The organism is Ruminococcus difficilis (genome assembly GCF_016680995.1).
Map to the genome: position 1 here is coordinate 1 of NZ_JAEQMG010000163.1, position 18,460 is coordinate 18,460.

The window sequence follows — 18,460 nt, forward strand, 5'->3', positions numbered from 1 at the left end:
GCCATTGAGTTGGACGGTTCTCAACATTACGAAGAGGACGCGCTATGCTACGATAAAAAGAGAACAACATATTTAGACAAACATGGGATTGTAGTTTTACGATATACCAACAGGGATATTCATACACGCTTTAAAGAAGTATGTGATGACATTGATTCTTATGTAAATAGAAGAACCAACGCCCTGCAAGAATAAGGTGGTCGGCTTTGCCGACATTGATACAATCCCTCAGTCACCATTCGGTGACAGCTCCCTTTACCAAAGGCAGCCTATAGAAAGGAGATGAGAAACATGAGCATATTCCGCTGGGACAGAGGAGATAACAAGGATCAATCCGACGGTATCATCGAGCTGCCTGTCGAGGATTCGACAGAGGACGAGCTGACCGATATCAACGAAGCGGCATACGACTCATCCCCACAGTCTCTCGACAACAAGATGGAGGAGATCTACTCCACAAAAGATAAACAGGTGAAATTCCGCCGTCAACAGCCGCTGGAGGAAGAAGCCGCGGCACGGCGCAAGGAGGTCACCAAGGACGAGCTGATCCGCGGTAAGCTGGAGTTCAGCATGCCCGAAAAGATCACCGCACCCGAGGTCAAGCTCGAGCCCGAGCTCGACCCCAATGCCACCGTCGCCGAAGACATCATTGAGGACGTCGTGGACGTCAAGAAGCTGCGCAACATCTATGTGCAGGATATCGATGAGATCGATGTCAGCCTTGATCCCGCCAAGGCGCCTGAGCCGCAAAAGTCCGCACAAAGCACGGCGCAGCACGGATTCCATTCCGCCAAAAAGCCATCGTCCAATTACACCCCTTCGGGCGACACGATCGTGGAGACCATCCCCGTGTACCAGCACGAGGAAAGCGTGGATAAGCTGTACCTCAAGGCAGGTCGCTTCACCGACGTAGTCGAAAGCGAATATGACGAATACCTCAAATCCACCGATCCCACCATATCGGGAAATTATCACGCGACCAAGCCGATGGTCAGACCGCACCAGAGCCTGCTGTATACCCTCACGCAGATCGCCGCGCGGCACAAGGCCGAATCGGCGCAGAAGCAGAAGAATAAAGAGATCATGCGCAACAACTTCGACGAACAGGCGCCGAAGCCCAAGAAAAAGAAGCGTTCGCGTGTCGCTAAATTCTTCCGCGTACTGGGCGCGGTCATCTCGTCGGGCTTCAACTCGCCGTCCGAGGACGAGCAGGTGCGCTCGATGGACTACAACAGCAACGAAGATGAGCAATACATCTTTGAGACCACCCGCCAGAACATCAAGCGTCAGCTCACCCATCTGCTGCTCGGACTGCTGATCGGCATCGCGATGCTCGGACTGACCATCTGGGAACGCATGGCAGGCGCGGCGACCGTCGCCGCCAACGGGCCCGGCAGCGCGTTCACCTTCTGCGGCCTGTACCTGATCCTGACCTTTGCGCTGGGACTGGTCGCGCGGCACACCCTGATCGACGGGCTCAAGCCGCTGGCACGGTTCAAATCCAACTGCAGCACCGTGATCGCGCTCGCGTATCTGGGGTGCTTCATCCAATGTCTGGTATCCCTCTTCACCTCGACCTCCTTTGTCGGAGGCGACCACCATCTGTACAGCTTTGTCGTCGCACTCGCGCTGATTTTGAACGCTACGGGCAGACTGTTGATGGCGCTGAGGGTCAAGAGCAACTTTAAATTTATCAGCGCACATTCTCCCGCTTACGCGGCAAAGATATATGACGACGTTGAAACAGCGCGTCGGATGATCAGCGGCACGACCTCCTCCAAGGGGATCATCGCCTACCAGCATGTCACCCGCTTTTTGTCGGACTTTTTGAAGATCTCCTACGCGCCCGATCCGAGCGAGGAGCTCAGCGGCAAGATGGCGCCGATCGCGATCATCAGCTCGCTTGTCGTCACCGTCATCTACGCGATCATCTTCAAGAGCGTGCAGGGCGCGGTTTCGGCGCTGACGGTCATGCTGTGCATCGGCATCCCGTTCACCGGTATGCTCGCGGGCAATCTGCCGATGCTGTTGTTCAGCCGCAAGATGCTGCGTGAGGACGCGATGGTCGCCGGCTATCCGTCGGTACGCCAGTTCTGTGACACCAACGCCGTAATGATGAACGCATCCGACCTCTTCCCCAACGGCTCTGTCAAGCTCGAAGAGATGTACCCCCTGCTGCAGTACAGGATCAGCGAGAACCTGCTGCTTGCCACCGCGGTACTGCGCGAGGCGAATTCGCCCATCGCGCCGGTCTTTGACGAGCTGGTGATGGAGAACAACAATGTCCTGCCCGCTGTCGAGAGCGTAATGTATGAGGACAAAAGCGGTGTGGTCGGATGGATCAAGGGCGAGCGTATCCTCGTCGGCAACATGAAGCTGATGAACCGCTACCACATCACCATCCCCACCACCGAGGTGCCCTTCAACAAGCGGGGCAACGGTCTTGAGATCACGTATGTCGCGGTCGCGGGACAGGCGGTCGCGGTGCTGGGACTGTCCTATGAAGCCGCAGATCCGCTCAAAACACAGATCCGGCGTGCCGAAAGCAGCGGTCTGGCGCTGATCGTGAGCACCACCGACGCCAACATCACTCCCGAGCTGATCGCGACCCGCTACGAGATCTTTTACCGTTCGGTCAAGGTCACCGCTCCGGGCTATTCCAATGTCATCGACGAGGCGACCGAAAAGGTCGAGGAAGCCTCCCGCGCCTATGTCGCGACGCGCGGACGCATCGGCTCTCTGGCTCGCGCCGTGGGCGGCTGTATCAGCGTCAAGTCCAACATCAGTCTGGGCATCGTGATCGAGATCTTCGGCATGATCTTAGGTCTGCTGCTGTGCGCGACCCTCGCGCTGTACGCTTCTGTCGCGCGGCTGTCGATCGTTGAGCTGCTGATCTACATCGGCTTCTGGGTCGCCGCGACCCTGATCGCCGAATTAGTCAGGCGACCATAGGGCACGTATGCCTGTTTCTCTTAACCAATACGGTCGCACCCTGTAGGGGCGTAATCATCGCATAATCGGTCAAGCAACCATTAGAAATGAATACTGAAGACTGAATAATGGACAAAACAATTATTTCAGTATAGGTTTTCGGGAGGGTCAAGACCCTCCCCTACACAATCTCTTAAGGAGTTTCATTATGTTAATTGCACCCTCCCTGTTATCCTGTGATTTTTCCGTGTTCCGTGACGAGATCGTCCGCATCGATCAAGGCGGCGCGGATATCATGCACCTTGACGTCATGGACGGTCACTTTGTACCGAACCTCACCTTCGGCGCGCCGGTCATCAAAAAGCTCAGGAACGCGACCGACAAGCCCTTTGACGTCCATCTGATGATCAGTGAACCGCACCGCTACATCAACGATTTTGCTGACGCGGGCGCGGACATCATCTCCTTCCATACCGAGTCCGACAGCGACATCGACGAGACCTTGAGGCTGATCGAAGCGCGCGGGGTCAAGCCCGCCCTGGCGATCAAGCCGGGTACCGCGCCCGAGGTCGTCCTGCCGTATCTCGACAGGCTGTACATGGTGCTGGTGATGACGGTGGAGCCGGGCTTCGGCGGACAGAGCTTCATGCCCGATATGATGGACAAGGTCACCTTTCTCAAAAAGGAGATCGGGGAGCGCGGGCTTTCCACTCTGATCGAGGTGGACGGCGGCATCGCCAAGGATACCATCGCCACCGCCGCAAAGGCGGGCGTGGATATCTGCGTCGCGGGCACGGCGGTATTCGGCGCTCCCAACGCGAAGGAAGCGATCACCGAGCTGCGCGCGTTGTGCGGATAAATCGCATACTGATCGATCCATAATACTCATATTACATAAAAAAACGGACATAATAAAAAGCAGGAGCGCAAACTCCTGCTTCTTTTTTTATATTTGTATCAGCGATGATTATCTGATCTCTTTACCCTCGGCGTCATACTTGGTGCGGGTGGAGGAACCGTCCTCGTTATAAGAGGTCACAACGCTCGATTTCACATTACCCTGCGCGTCCATCGTGATACGTCTGATCTCAAGACCGTCCTCATTGCGTTCAAAAACGATCTGACCGGCAACAGTGCCGTCGGCATTATAATGGATCTCCTTAGCCACATTGCCCTTATCGTCATATTCATAGCCGACCGAGCCCTGCAGTTCGCCGAGTGAGTCGTAGGTATAGTCGCGGGTAACGTTGCCGTTTTCATCCTTCTCGATCTTGGTATAGCCGGTAGCTTTACCGTCCGGGGTAGTGGCGATAGGCGCCGCGCCCTCGGGGACAGACGCCGCGCTCTGCGCGCTTGCTACGCTTGAAGCGCTCGACGGCTTCGACGTACTGCCGGTGTCAGTCTTTTTACTGCCCTTACTGCAGCCGACCATCGCGGCAACCGACAGAATGAGCATGATTGCGAGTATTAACGAAATGATTCGTTTCATAGTATCTCTCCTTATACATAGCGTCCGTATGAACGGCACGCTTGATGTTCGTGATTTGACATTAGCTATTATAGCACAAATTACGATTTAGTCAACACGATGGAGGGTATTATGATCATCGAATCCGAAAAGAGAGAATGGCTGCTGCGCTGTCAGCTGTCAACTTCACCGCGCCGATCCGTCCTGCGGCGGATCACTGCCGCGCGTGATTTTCTGCCTGATAACAGCTGTTTTTTCAGCCCGACGACCTGTCATGTCGCTGCGGCGCTGAGCATGAGCACCGATGACGAAAAGCTGCTGCGTGATAATCTGAGCGCCTTGGGCTACGGGGATATCGTCACGATCGCCTATGAGAACACCGACCGCGATAAGGCGGGGATGTGTATCGCGAGCCGCGTCAGGGATGATCGCCTGCAGATCGCCGTGGTACTGCGCGGCACCTCGGGCGACGAATGGTATTCTAATTTCGACGTCGGCTACTCAGCGGAGCACAGCGGCTTTGCGAATGCCGCCGACTTTGCGGAGCTGAGGCTCGGCGACTATGTATTCACCCATGCGATCGGGACGGAACCGGAATTTTTTGTGACCGGCTACAGCCGCGGCGGCGCCGTCGCCAATATCCTCGCCAAGCGCCTGTGCGACCGCTACGGGCTCGAACGCGTCTGCGCCTATACCTTCGCTTCTCCCTCTACCACGCTCAGCCGCCGCACCAACCGCTATAACAGCGTCTTCAACCTCGTGCGGCAGGAGGATCTCTTTACCCGCGTACCGCCCGAGGGCTGGGGCTACACCAAATACGGCAAAAACATCTCGCTGTCGCATGAGGGCGATATGACCGCGGGCTACCGTCGGCTCACGGGCGAGGACTATATCGGCTTCACCCGCCAAAGCGCCGTGGACAGCTTTATCGCCGCTGTCTATGATCTCGCGCCGAACGTCAACGCCTACTATCGCCGCCGCAGACAGGTCGGCGACCGCAAGCTCAGCCTCTATGAATTCATGACCTCGGTCGCGCACATGCTGTCACAGAATATGGATGACGACGCCGCGGATATCTTTCTCTCGGCGATGGCGTCCGACTACGCCGATCTGCTCAACTTTTTGTCGAGCGGCGCCGATCTGAACGACCTGATCACCTCGTCGAGCGCGATCCCGAGGTGCAGTGTCGCGGACAGCCACTCCCCCGCCGCCTATCTGGCCTCTCTGGACGCAGTCATCGGATAACCGCTTTTCAGCAATAGTTTGCCGTGCTCCCGTATCCGCGCGAAAACCGCCTCGCTCACCGGATACAGCTCGCCGTATTCACTCAGCCGCGCTATACTGCTCTCGTCCAACGATACGCCGGGCAGGAGGATGTATCTGCCGTCATAATCATAAACAGCATAACCGCCCTGAGCGCACGACCGCCGAAAATCCAGCATCGCGTCAGCGTCGAAGAACACGCAAAGCTCACACAGCTGTTTTCGCTTGATGCGGAATTTTCTGCGGCGCTTGACGGTATGTACCGAGATGATCAGCAGACAGCCGCCTTTTGAGGGCAGCGCCTCGATCAGATAGCTCTTGCCGCGGTGATCCAGTCCGCAGATCTCCCCCACGCGGCAGAGCAGGTCTTTCAGCCCTAACCGTACCCTGTCGGCGTTATCGTCCAAACAGAGGGAATACCGCCGCATATCCCCCTCGCGCAATGATACCAATATCGTCTTTTCTCCGATCATCTCAACCGTCATACGCACACCTCATATCTGTTACCATCATAGAATAAAACCCGTCCCCGGGCAAGTGAAAGTTGTTGGATGGAAAGGATTGGCATTCTTATTCTATGCGGTTAACGGTTAACGGTTAATGGATAACGGTGAAGGGAGGGCGTTGCCCTCACCCGATTTTATGAGGTGTCAAAGCATTTACTGTAGAGTACGGCGCTTGCAACGTACCGCAAAATAACGGGCGTGTATGTAATTGGGGGCAAAAGGCAGGAGAATAGAGCTTTTGAGAACAGTCATCCTATCAATCCAAAACGCGGACACTTGTGTCTGCGTTTCCCTACATCGTTAACCGTTCTCCGTTAACCGTTAACCATTCATCAAAAAATCATTGACACCTCCCGCCACATATTGTAATATTTTGGTAAGGATATTTTCGGGGCTGACCCGACCGACAATACATATTTAGGAGTGAATGACATGAGTACAAGCTGGCTGAAAAATTCCGTTTTCTATGAGATCTACCCCCAGAGCTTTTGCGACAGCAACTCGGACGGTATCGGCGATCTGCGCGGTATCGTGACCAAGCTCGATTACATCAAGAATCTCGGCTGTAACGCGATCTGGATCAACCCCATCTATGATTCGCCGTTCATGGACGCGGGCTACGATGTGCGCGATTACAAGATGATCGCCCCGCGCTACGGCACGATGGAGGACTTTGAGCATCTGTTGGAGCAGGCTCACAGGCGTGATATCAGGATCCTGCTCGACCTTGTACCCGGTCACACCAGCGACACGCACGAGTGGTTCCAAAGTGCCAAGACGGGCTTTCCGACCCCTCACGACGACCGCTATATCTTCACCAAATGCGTCTGGGACGCGCCGTCCGAATACCGCATGATGTGCGGTATCTGCGAGCGCGACGGCAACTATCTGGTCAACTACTTCTCCTCTCAGCCGGCGCTCAACTACGGCTTCTACGAGATCACCCACCCCGAGTGGCAGTTCTCGTCCGACTCCAAGGAAGCATGGGAGACCGTGGACGCGCTCAAGGATATCATGCGCTTCTGGCTCGACAAAGGCATCGACGGCTTCCGCGTCGACATGGCGGATTCGCTGGTCAAGAACGACGACGATAAGATCGCGACCGCCAAGATCTGGCGCGATATCCGCGGGATGATGGACAGCGATTACCCCGACGCGGTGCTGGTGAGCGAATGGAGCAACCCCCTGCGCGCGATCGTCAACGCGGGCTTCCACGCGGACTTTTACCTCGACCATCCGGGCAACGGCTTCAACGAGCTCTTCCGCAAGAGAGCCACCCCCGACGGCGATAATCTGAGCTTCTTCGCCGACGGCGCTCACGGTGACATCACCGCCTTTTTAGCCGACTATGTGCCCGCCTATATGTGCTCAAAGAACCACGGCTATATCAGCTTCATCACCAACAACCACGATATGCCCCGCGCGCCGTTCTACATGAGCGAGTGGATGATACAGCTCAGCCACGCCTTCATCATGACGATGCCCGGCGTGCCCTTCGTCTACTACGGCGACGAGATCGGTATGCGCTACCGCACCGACCTGATCTCCAAGGAAGGCGGCTTCTCGCGCACCGGCTCACGCACCCCGATGCAGTGGAGCCATGAGAAGAACCTCGGCTTCTCCGACGCGGACGAGGATATGCTCTATCTGCCTCTCGACTACAGCGAGGGCTACCCCACCGTCGAGGATCAAGTCGGCGTAGGCGGCAGTATCTATGAGAACCTCAAATCCCTGATCGCGCTGCGCAAAGCCAACCCCGAGCTGATGAACGAGAGCGATTTTGAGATCGTGTACGCCAAGGAGAAGGAATATCCCTTTGTCTACAAAAGAGGCAGCTTCACGGCGTTCATCAACCCGAGCGACGAGGACAAGACCGTCGAATTCAACGCCGACGGCATGAAGGAGTATTACTTCCTCGGCGGCTATGAGATCGGCAAGGATTCCGTCATCATCCGCAGCCGCAGCTTTTTGCTGTTGCGAAAGGAAGGATAATAAATATGCAAAAAACAGGGACGGTCAACACCGTCCCTGTGTCTATATGGAGGATTATTTATGAAACATACGGGAACCGTTCCGCTCGAAACCGAGCGGCTGATCCTGCGCCAATTCACACTCAACGACGTGCAGCAGGCGTTCGACAACTGGATGTCACGCGAGCAGGTCACGCGCTGCATGACATGGCCGCCGTATCAAAACACGGATGACGTCAAAGCTTACATACAGTCTGTCATCGCTGCCTATGAGAATCCCGATACCTACTACTGGGCGATCGAGGAAAAGTCCGTCGGTCAGGTCATCGGCAGTATCAGTGTGATATGGCTCAATGAGGAGGTCGCGTCCGCCGAGGTCGGCTACTGTCTGAGCGACGATTTTTGGGGCAGGGGCTATATGCCCGAAGCGCTCCGCACCGTGATCCGCTATCTGTTTGAAACCGTCGGATTCAACCGCATCCAAGCCACCCATGACGTCAACAACCCCAACTCCGGCAGAGTCATGGAAAAGTGTGGGATGCGGTACGAGGGCACCATGCGGCAGGCGATCCGCAATAATCAGGGTGTGTGCGATACCGTCATACGCGCGATCCTCAGAGATGAATACAACACTTGATCGACCGAAGGGAAAAACCTCAACTCCTGACTCCTCAACTCCTGACTCCTCACTTTTATCCGTTTTCCGCCACCCGCATCGCGATAGCGGTGATGTCGTCGTCGTGATCGTTGCGCCTGCGCTTTTGCGCTTCGTTGACGATCCGCGCGGCGAGCTGTTCGGCAGATCCGTCGCGCCAGCTCAGGATCAGCTTTTCGATCCATTCGGGCGAGCCGATCATCACGCCGTCCGACACCATCACGATCCAGTCATCCTTTGTCAAAACCACGTCCTCTTTGCTGAATCGGGCTTCATTCAGGATCCCGAGCGGCAGGGAGGGCATTTCTTTTTGCAGCAGCTTGCCGTTTTTCTTTACATAAGTGGTACAGGCGCCCGCCTTCATCAGCTTGACCCTGCCGGTAAAGCAGTTGAAATCGATCAGATCCATCGTCGCGAGCGACTCCTCCTCACTCTTGATCATCAGCGAGGAATTCGTCACCGCCAAGGCGCAGTCATAGCTCAGCCCCGCCTTGCAGAGCTTGGACATGATGCTGACCGCCATGTTCGCGTCCACCGCCGCTCTGCCGCCGCAGCCCATACCGTCCGAGATCAGCGCCACGGTACTGCCCATGCCGCCTCGGAAGTAGTTCAGACAGTCGCCGCACAGCTCGCCGTTGTCGCACACATGCTGCGCCGAGCCGATCTCCAAATCATACAGCGGCATCTCGCACATCACGACGCGCGCGCGATCGCCCTCAAAGCTCAGCTCGGGATCCTCAAAATACCGTCCGCAGGCGCGGTTGACGACCCGCAGTAAAAGCGTCTTGGACAGTGCGGTCTTTTTGCCGACGACGATCTCGATCTCTACGATCATACCGCTGATCTCACCCGTGCGGCAGGAGCAGTCCGCCACTGTCAGCCCCTCCGCCGACAACGCCTCGATCACCCGCTCGGCACGCGCCTCATCATAGCCCTCCACCGCCGCAAACTCCTGCGACAGGTCGTGCAAAATGTCGCTCAGTCCCGCGAACTGACCCGCCACCACACTGCGCACGGCGGTGATCCGATGACGCGCCGCCTCCACGGACTGATACTCGCGGTAACTGCGGTTGACGCTGTGCGCCAGCTCCGAAGACTTGCAGCAGCGCTTGGTGAAGTGATCCTCGATATCCTTCTCTTTGACAAAGCCGCGCTTCTTCAACGCGTCCGTCAGGCGGCGGAAGTCATCCATCGTCTGCGCGCGCTCCTTTTCCCAGCAGTAGGCGCGCAGTCCGCAGCTCTTGCAGGTATAGTCGGCGGCTCGCTCATAGATCCTGTCCGCGTTCGGCTCATAGAGCTTCGCGAGCCTGTCCGACACCGCGTTGACGCAGGAGCTGACGTTCTCGAGCGCCTTGGAGCAGTGCTCCAGACGCATGGTCACATTGCGGCGGATCGCCTCCTCCGAGGTACGCGCGCCGTCATCGGCAAACACCGTCGAGAGGAAGTTGCCCGCATCCTTCGGGATCAGCAGGAAAAGTCCCGACGCGACCGCGCTTTCGATCAGAACCGACAGTACCATCGCCCGATCGGGTGAGGTGAACGCGAACATCGTATCGCAGATGATCGCGGCGAAGATCACCGCCGCCTTCCCCATAGGCGCGAGCAGTCCGCCGATCAGCCCCGACAGCGAGTACCCCGCCGCCAAAAACAGGAGCTTCGCGTCCGACAGCGCGAACACCGCCCCTGTCGCGATCCCCGCGATACTGCCGCCCTTGACCATTCCGTAGCGCGCGAATAACAGCACCAACAGCACGGCGAGGATCCGACCGACCGACACCGTGCCGATCATCACCCGCGACAGCGACAAAAGCAGGATACATCCGCTCATCGACAGACAGCTCAGCTCCTGCTGAGAGAATCCCGACAGCGCCCTTTTGGATGTGAACAACTGCGCGGTACGGCTCATGAAGTACGCGCCCGCCGCCGCGATCAGCCCCTCGATCACGCACTCGACCGCCTCGGTCATCTCGCTCTTTGCCGAAAAGGTCAGCGCGATCCCGGTCGCGAAGATCGGGAGAAAGGCGACCACAGGCGCGAAGAATCGGCTGTCGGAGAGCTTTTTGATCTCATTGAGCACCCAGCGGATCGCCCCGATGGATACCACCACCGCGATGTACCGAAACGACGATACGGGCGACGCGAATAGGTAGCTCAGCGCCGCGCCCAGCATCCCCGCTGGCATATAGGTGAACGGCAGTGCCGCCACCACCGACGCGCCGAACGGCGACAGCTCCCCCAGGGTCGCTCCGCGCGAAACCACGCCGCCCATCAAAAAGCAGGAGATATGGATGACCGCCTCCCGCGCGACATTCCGCGCCGAAAGCTCCTTCCCGCGGGCGCTTCTGCCCCGAACAGCTTGTACAACAGACATTGAATCATTCCTTTATAGTTTAAATGTAGGGACGACCATTGGTCGTCCGTCGGCAGATGCGTTGTATCCCTATCTAAGGGATCGAAAACAATTAACGCCCGTCCGACTGCGGACGAGCACTGCTCGTCCCTACTTTTTTTAGATTGATCTTGTCCTAAGTATAGCGGAAATGACTGCGCGCGTTTGTCGGGGTGTGGATGGTTTTTTCGGTAATGTTTTCACGGATTATCGTAAGACAAAACGGAAATCATCCCATCCTACGGAAGATTGCCGCCGGATAAGGAACACTGGCGCAAGGCCGAGAAATACGGAAGAAATTTGCGCATAAACGGAAAAAGACTCCTTCCGGGAAGGAGTCTTTTGTCTTATACTGGTTTTCAATAGAAAGAAGACCGACAAGAATGTCTGGTTTTTATTAAAAAAGGATTATTAATTGTTGTCGGTGATATCGTCGTCGATCAGGGTCAGGGAAGTCGGGATACCGTTTTCATACTCGATCCGATAGCAGGATGTCACAAAATCGTCCTTCATCCCGTTAAATCCCATTGCCCAAAGATACGATCCGTCGGAATGGATATACCAAACATTATCCTCCTCCGTTCTGTCCCATTTCAGCTTGAACTTCTCATTATCGCTGACGCGTACCGCGAGAATATCCTGTCCGTCATCCATATCCTTGACGGTAAAGAAGAACTTCTCGTTACCCGGTACAGACGGAACATTGACCACATGATTTGAACCGTCGGGAGATACGATCACATAACCGTTCAGGTCTTTGTCGATATTGTTGCCGCCTCGTCCGACGGTAAACACCAGACTGTCGCCCACCGTCCGCACATTATACGGCTCGACATAGCCGTTATAGAGCGTTTTGCCGTTTTCGGTCAGGCGGTAGGCGTAGTCATACCACTCCTTGCCCTCTTGATAAACCAGCTCCAGTGTTCTGTCGCCGACGGTATAGGTCACCGTATCGGCATAGACAGTGTTCATGCTTCTCTGCTCTTCACGCTCGTCGATAAACCCCGGATCATCAAGTGGATAATTCGACTCATAATACGGATCATCCTGCTCCATCACGACCGTCTTGCACTCACCCGTGATACCGTCAATAATGAGCACTTCATCATGCGTTATCACATCTGACCTGTTGTAAGTCACACGCACCGCGATATCGTTCGCGCCTGCGGGATATAAAGAGGGATATTGCGGCTTGCTCTCATAATGATAGAGCTTTTCGCTTTTTGTTTCACCGTTCTTGATGCGATAGATCCAATCGCCCTTGGAGTAGTAGAAGCCGTAGTCATTCGCCGTTATGGAATACCGCGTGCTTTTCCATCGGTCAAAGACGCCACCCTTGAGCAAGCGAACCGCTCCTTCCTCGGGTGTATAACGGAAAACATCTCCATCTCTTGTTTGATGAAAATAGTATCCTCCTGCGACAAGCCCCTCCGCCGAAAAGCCTCCGCCCCTCGATCCGAGACCGCCGCCGAACAGCACAGCGAACTGTACCACGACGCCCACGAGCAGGAGCATACACGCGGCAACCAAGCCGCGCTTCCACCTCCGCCCGCGGCGTACGCGTTTAATACGGCTGTCGATCTCCTGCAAATACTCATCCTTGACCTCGCCGATCACATCGAGCAAGAGTTCGTTCCTCTTCACAGCAATCCCTCCTCTTTGAGAGAGTCGCGCAGGCTGTCACGGGTGCGCTTGAGGGTCATCTTGACCTTGCTCTGCGAGTAGCCGAGCTTCTTCGCGATCACGGCGACAGGGTGCAGATGCCAGTACCGCATCAAAAAGATCATGCGCTGATCGCTCGACAGGCTCGCCAAGAACACATGTATGCTCCGTATGAGCTCCCTGCGCTCGGCTTCGCTCTCAGCCGTCTGCGTATCGGCGACGACCTCCGATAGCTCGTCCAGCGCCAGTTCCGTTTCACAGCCGTATCGCTTTTCAGCGTGCAGATAGCGGTAGCGCTTGAGCGAAAGATTGCGCGTGATCCTGCCCAGATAGGTGCGTAGGACAACGGGCTTGTGCGGCGGAATAGAATTCCACGCGCCGACATAGGTATCGCTCACACTCTCCTCCGCGTCCTGTAGGGAAGCGAGGATATTGAGGGCGATCGTATACAGATAGTGTTCATATTTTTCTTTGCTGAGCGTGATGGCACGCTCATCTCGTGCCCAGTACAGCGCAACAATTTTTTCATCCTCCATGTTATCACCTCTATCTGTATACTACCTTTTTGCGCCGTTTGGTCACATAATAGCGAAAATCGGTTAAAAAGCTGTAGAAACCCTCAGTCACCTACGGTAACAGCTCCCTTAGGAAAGGGAGCCTTTATCAGTCTTTATCAACTTTCGTAAACGATCGAAAAAAGCTGCCGTACCGAAATACAACAGCTTTTGTATCAATGATTATGCCAGCGTCGCGGCGATGACCGCCTTGATGGTGTGCATACGGTTCTCCGCCTCATCAAAGACGATGGACTGCTCGCTCTCGAACACCTCGTCGGTGACCTCCATACAGTCGATGCCGAACTTGTCGTGGATCTGCTTGCCGATAGTGGTGTTCAGGTCATGGAACGCGGGCAGGCAGTGCATAAAGCGGCACCCTTCGCCGGCGTTATCCATCAGCGCCTTGTTCACCTGATAGGGACTCAGATCACGGATGCGCTCCTCCCATACCTCGTCCGGCTCGCCCATACTAACCCATACGTCGGTATAGATCACGTCGGCGTTCTTTGTCGCGGTCATCGGATCCTCGATGAATTCGAGAGTAGCGCCGGTGTCCTTCGCGATCACCTGACACTCTTTGACCAGCTCCGCGTCCGGAAAGTATTTTTTCGGCGCGCAGGCGACAAAGTGCATTCCCATTTTGGCACAGCCGACCATCAGGGAGTTGCCCATATTATAGCGCGCGTCGCCCATATAGACGAGCTTTTTGCCCCGCAAAGAGCCGAAATGCTCACGGATGGTGAGGAAGTCGGCGAGGATCTGGGTCGGGTGGAACTCGTTGGTCAGTCCGTTATAGACCGGAACGCCCGCGTATTTCGCGAGCTCCTCGACGATCGCCTGACCGTAGCCGCGGTACTCGATCGCGTCATACATCCTGCCCAGCACACGGGCGGTGTCGGCGATACTCTCCTTTTTGCCGATCTGCGAACCCGAGGGATCGAGATAGGTCGGGTGCATACCGAGGTCAGCCGCCGCGACCTCAAACGCGCAGCGGGTGCGGGTCGAGGTCTTTTCAAAGATCAGCGCGATGCTTTTGCCCTCGCACAGGCGATGGGGAGTGCCCGCCTTCTTCTTCGCCTTTAAGTCAGCGGCAAGGTCGATCAGCCCGCCGATCTGATCGGGAGTCAGGTCTAATAATTTCAGGAAATGTTGGTTTTGTAAGTTCATGATAGCACCTCGGTATGATTGATTCAAAACCCCTTTCCTAAGGTGCCCCCGTTGGGGGAATATCCGAAGGATAAGGGGGGAGCCGTTTCCGGCGAGGAAGCTGTCGCGGACACGCGTGTCCCGCGACTGGGGGTTGCAACCCTCCGACCTCGCCTTGCGGCGAGCCCACCTCCCTTAGGAAAGGGAGGCTAATATCACATCCACCGCTTTGGTAAGCTGTTCCATCGGGATATTCAGCGGCGGTAATAATCTCAGTTTTTCTTTAGCGGACAGGCACAGAACGCCGTTCGCCATGCACGCGGCGATCACCTCGGCCACAGGCTTCTTGGTTTCTATACCGATCATCAAGCCCATGCCGCTGACGGCAAAGCCCGCCGCTTCGACACGCTCTTTGACATACTGTCCCTTTGCGGCGACTTCCGCGAGGAAATCCTCATCCATGCGGTTCATCACCGAGATCGCGGCGGCGGCGCAGACAGGGTTGCCGCCGAAGGTGGAGCCGTGATCGCCGTAGCCGAGCACCTCGCCGACCTTTTCACTCAGCAGGGTGGCGCCCATCGGCAGACCCGCCGCCAACCCCTTGGCGGTGCTGACCGTATCGGGCTGTATGCCGTAATGCATATAGGAATAGAGCTTGCCGGTACGTCCGTTGCCGGTCTGTACCTCGTCGACCATCAGGACGATGTCGTTCTCCCTGCAGATCGCGTCGACCGCCTTGACAAAGTCCGCGTCGAGCGAATTGACGCCGCCCTCACCCTGCACGATCTCGATCAGGATACCGGCGACCTTGTTCTCTTTGACGAGCTTTTGCAGCCCCTCGGTATCATTCGGCTCAGCGTAAAGGAAGCCGTCGGTCAGCGGCAGAAAATCATGATGGAAGTTGTCCTGACCTGTCGCCGCGAGAGTCGTCAGCGTTCTGCCGTGAAAGCTCTTGTTCAGCGTGATGATGTTGTAATACTCAGCGCCCTTATGCTGTGCGGCGTATTTACGCGCGACCTTGACCGCGCACTCGTTCGCCTCGGCGCCGGAGTTCGAGAAAAACACCTTGCTCATCCCGGTGCGGGTGCAGAGGATCTCCGCCAGCTCCGCGCAGGGAGCGGTATAGTACAGGTTGGAGGTGTGCTGTAACAGCTTCGCCTGATTCGCGACAGCGTCCGCCCATACGGGGTCGGAATAACCGAAGGCGTTGACGCCGATGCCCGACGTCATGTCGATATACTCCTTGCCGTTATCGTCCCAACAAAGGCAGCCGTTGCCCTTGACGATCGCGAGATCGAAGCGTTTATAGGTATGCGCGATATAGCGCTCATCGGTCTGTTTGATACTCATAATTACTCCTTAGTGGTCAGTGTTTAGTGGTCAGTGGTCAGTCAGTTTGTATATCAATAGATGTGGACAGCGTCAACCAAAAGCTGATCACTGATCACTGACAACTGATCACTGTTTATCATCCCCGAGCACCATCGTGCCCGCGCCTTCGTCGGTCATCAGCTCCATCAAAATGGAATGGGGCACTCTGCCGTCCATGATGATGACCTTCTGCACGCCCTTATAGATCGCCTCGATACAGCAGCCGACCTTGGGGATCATGCCGCCGGAGATCACGCCGTCGCGATAGAGGGTCTGTGCCTCCGATACCGTGATCTGCGGGATCAGGCTCTCGGGGTCATCCTTATCCTTTAAGATGCCCGCGATGTCGGTCATCATGATCAGACGTTCCGCTTCGATCGCGCCCGCGATATACGCCGCGGCGGTGTCGCCGTTGATGTTATAGGCGTTGCCGTCCTTATCGCATCCGATGGTGGACACGACGGGGATATAGCCCTTTTCGAGCAGATCCATGATGGGCTCGGGACGGATGTTGGTGACGTTGCCGACAAAGCCGAGGCGGGGATCCTTCTGCTCCGCTTCGATCAGTCTGCCGTCCATGCCGGAGATGCCCATCGCCTTGCCGCCCTTGCTCTCGATCAGGTTGACGAGCGTTTTGTTGACCTTGCCGGACAGCACCATCTGGACGATGTCGATGGTCTCCTGATCGGTCACGCGCAAGCCGTCGACGAACTCGGGCTTCTTGCCTACGCGCTCCATCACCTCGTTGATCGCGGGGCCGCCGCCGTGCACCAGCACGACCTTGACGCCGATCAGCCACAAGAGGACGATGTCCTGCATGACCTGCTGTTTGAGCTCTTCGTTGACCATCGCGTTGCCGCCGTATTTGACGACGACGATCTTTCCGTTATATTTTTTGATGTACGGCAGAGCGGCGGTCAGTACCTCCGCCCTATCCGCGTTTGAAATCTCGTTGTTCATATGTCCTCACTACTATTTCTTTCGGGTGTGGGTGTCCCACCCTTCACCGTTCACTGTTCTCCGTTCACCGTTCTCCGATTATGTCCTGTAATCTCCGTTGATCTTGACGTAATCATAGGTCAGATCACAGCCCCACGCAGTAGAATCATATTCACCGTCGTTGAGGGCGACAAGGATCTCGATCTCCTTTTCGAGCAGGATCTCCTTCGCCTTTTCCTCGCTGAACGGGATACCCGCGCCGTTTTCACAGACGGTGATCGTGCCTTTATCGCTCCTGAAAGATACGTCGATCTTAGTCACATCCACATCCGCGCCGGAGTAACCGATCGCGCACAGCACACGACCCCAGTTCGCGTCCGCGCCGAACATCGCCGCTTTGAGCAGGCTCGAGCAGATAACGGACTTTGCGACCGTCTTGGCGACAGCGAGGGTCTTTGCGCCGCTGACCTGACATTCGAGCAGCTTGGTCGCGCCCTCACCGTCACCGGCGATCATGCGGCACAGCCCCACGGTGACCGTGTTGAGCGCCTGCATAAAGGCGGTGTAATCCTCACCCTGTGCGGTGATCTCGGCATTCTGCGCCAGACCGTTCGCGAGCACCACGACCATATCGTTGGTGGAAGTGTCGCCGTCGATAGAGATCATGTTGAATGTATTTTGGATGTCGCCCGACAGCGCCTTTTGGAGCAGTGCGGGAGCGATCGCGCAGTCGGTGGTGATGAACACCAGCATGGTCGCCATGTTCGGGTGGATCATGCCGCTGCCCTTGGCGATACCGCCGATACGGCAGGTCTTGCCGCCGCAGGTGAACTCCACCGCGACCTCTTTGGGCACGGTGTCGGTGGTCATGATACCCAGCGCCGCGTCACAGCTGCCGTTTTCGGACAGCTTGTCGACCAGCTCGTCCATCCCGTTTTGGATGGGCTCGAGACTCAGCGGCTGACCGATGACACCGGTAGACGCCACTGCTACGTCATTTGTCGCGATACCTGTCTTTTCCGCGACCAAAGCAGCCATGCCCTCGGCGATCTCGATACCGTCGGCGTTGCAGGTGTTGGCGTTGCCGGAATTGCAGATGATCGCCTGCGCCTTACCGTCGGCGATATGCGCCTTGGTGACGGTCAGGGGAGCGCCCTTGACGAGGTTGGTCGTGTAGACTGCCGCCGCCGAGGCTGGGGTACTGCTGACGATCAGCGACAGATCGTTTTTCGATGTATTCCTGCGGATGCCGCAATGGATGCCCGAGGCCTTGAAGCCCTGAGCCGCGGTCACACCGCCTTCAATCAATTTCATATTCATATTCCTTCTTTCGGAAAACTTAGCCTCCCTTTGGTAAAGGGAGGTGGGCTTGCCCAAAGGCAAGCTCGGAGGGATTGTATGAATCGCCAATTACCATGGCAACCTTATTATAAAATGGTTACTCGCTAACGCTCAAACAATTATGCAATCCCTCAGCCTCCGTTCGGAGACAGCCTCCTCGCCGGAAGCGGCTCCCCCTCTGTCGCTTCGCGACGTCTCCCCAACGGGGAGCACCTTTACCAAAGGGAGCCTTTTTTGAGAGACAGCGTGTCGCACGCGACCC

Annotated in this window: 15 protein-coding genes; 6 read left to right on the forward strand and 9 right to left on the reverse strand. The window is 56.3% G+C overall.

Annotation, left to right across the window (positions count from 1 at the left end):
• From JKK62_RS14485 to rpe, 3 genes are all read left to right on the forward strand, one after another.
• Positions 1-195 (forward strand): endonuclease domain-containing protein (locus JKK62_RS14485; RefSeq protein ID WP_201428521.1); only part of this gene is annotated, 195 nt, incomplete at its 5' end.
• 96 nt (positions 196-291) lie between these two features.
• Positions 292-2,952, forward strand: a complete 2,661-nt coding sequence (locus tag JKK62_RS14490; RefSeq protein ID WP_201428522.1) for a hypothetical protein — start codon at positions 292-294, stop codon at positions 2,950-2,952.
• A 187-nt stretch (positions 2,953-3,139) separates the two neighbouring features.
• Entirely contained in the window at positions 3,140-3,790 is a 651-nt protein-coding gene (gene rpe / locus JKK62_RS14495) for a ribulose-phosphate 3-epimerase (RefSeq protein WP_201428523.1), read from the forward strand.
• Between the two features lie 108 nt (positions 3,791-3,898).
• Here the strand turns inward: rpe and JKK62_RS14500 are convergent, their stop codons facing one another.
• Complete coding sequence (locus JKK62_RS14500) at positions 3,899-4,420, reverse strand: hypothetical protein (protein ID WP_201428524.1); 522 nt, start codon at positions 4,418-4,420, stop codon at positions 3,899-3,901.
• 111 nt (positions 4,421-4,531) lie between these two features.
• Here JKK62_RS14500 and JKK62_RS14505 point away from each other — a divergent pair, with 111 nt between their 5' ends.
• Positions 4,532-5,644 (forward strand): lipase family protein, encoded by a 1,113-nt coding sequence (locus JKK62_RS14505; RefSeq protein WP_201428525.1) that lies wholly within the window; start codon positions 4,532-4,534, stop codon positions 5,642-5,644.
• Here the strand turns inward: JKK62_RS14505 and JKK62_RS14510 are convergent.
• A complete protein-coding gene (locus tag JKK62_RS14510; protein ID WP_201428526.1) occupies positions 5,611-6,147 on the reverse strand; it encodes a hypothetical protein in 537 nt (178 codons plus the stop codon). The genes JKK62_RS14505 and JKK62_RS14510 overlap by 34 nt on opposite strands.
• Before the next feature lie 453 nt (positions 6,148-6,600).
• On the opposite strand from JKK62_RS14510, the gene JKK62_RS14515 reads away from it, so the two are divergent.
• Both JKK62_RS14515 and JKK62_RS14520 read left to right on the forward strand, forming a co-directional pair.
• Positions 6,601-8,160, forward strand: coding sequence for an alpha-amylase family glycosyl hydrolase (locus JKK62_RS14515; protein ID WP_201428527.1), 1,560 nt, complete (start codon positions 6,601-6,603; stop codon positions 8,158-8,160).
• 60 nt (positions 8,161-8,220) lie between these two features.
• Positions 8,221-8,775 (forward strand): GNAT family N-acetyltransferase, encoded by a 555-nt coding sequence (locus tag JKK62_RS14520; protein ID WP_201428528.1) that lies wholly within the window; start codon positions 8,221-8,223, stop codon positions 8,773-8,775.
• A 55-nt stretch (positions 8,776-8,830) separates the two neighbouring features.
• On the opposite strand, the gene JKK62_RS14525 is transcribed toward JKK62_RS14520, so the two are convergent.
• The 7 genes from JKK62_RS14525 to argJ form a co-directional block, all read right to left on the reverse strand.
• A complete protein-coding gene (locus JKK62_RS14525; protein WP_201428529.1) occupies positions 8,831-11,164 on the reverse strand; it encodes a SpoIIE family protein phosphatase in 2,334 nt (777 codons plus the stop codon).
• Positions 11,165-11,593: 429 nt separating this feature from the next.
• A complete protein-coding gene (locus tag JKK62_RS14530) occupies positions 11,594-12,826 on the reverse strand; it encodes a hypothetical protein (RefSeq protein ID WP_201428530.1) in 1,233 nt (410 codons plus the stop codon).
• Entirely contained in the window at positions 12,823-13,380 is a 558-nt protein-coding gene (locus JKK62_RS14535; protein WP_201428531.1) for an RNA polymerase sigma factor, read from the reverse strand. The genes JKK62_RS14530 and JKK62_RS14535 overlap by 4 nt, the downstream gene beginning before the upstream one ends.
• Positions 13,381-13,581: 201 nt before the next feature.
• Positions 13,582-14,568, reverse strand: coding sequence for an ornithine carbamoyltransferase (gene argF, locus JKK62_RS14540; RefSeq protein WP_201428532.1), 987 nt, complete (start codon positions 14,566-14,568; stop codon positions 13,582-13,584).
• Positions 14,569-14,742: 174 nt separating this feature from the next.
• Positions 14,743-15,897 carry an aspartate aminotransferase family protein gene (locus JKK62_RS14545; protein ID WP_201428533.1) on the reverse strand — a complete coding sequence of 385 codons (1,155 nt, stop codon included), beginning with the start codon at positions 15,895-15,897 and terminating at the stop codon, positions 14,743-14,745.
• Between the two features lie 108 nt (positions 15,898-16,005).
• Complete coding sequence (gene argB, locus JKK62_RS14550; protein ID WP_201428534.1) at positions 16,006-16,878, reverse strand: acetylglutamate kinase; 873 nt, start codon at positions 16,876-16,878, stop codon at positions 16,006-16,008.
• Between the two features lie 78 nt (positions 16,879-16,956).
• Positions 16,957-18,177 carry a bifunctional glutamate N-acetyltransferase/amino-acid acetyltransferase ArgJ gene (gene argJ, locus JKK62_RS14555; protein WP_201428535.1) on the reverse strand — a complete coding sequence of 407 codons (1,221 nt, stop codon included), beginning with the start codon at positions 18,175-18,177 and terminating at the stop codon, positions 16,957-16,959.
• Between the last annotated feature and the right edge of the window lie 283 nt (positions 18,178-18,460).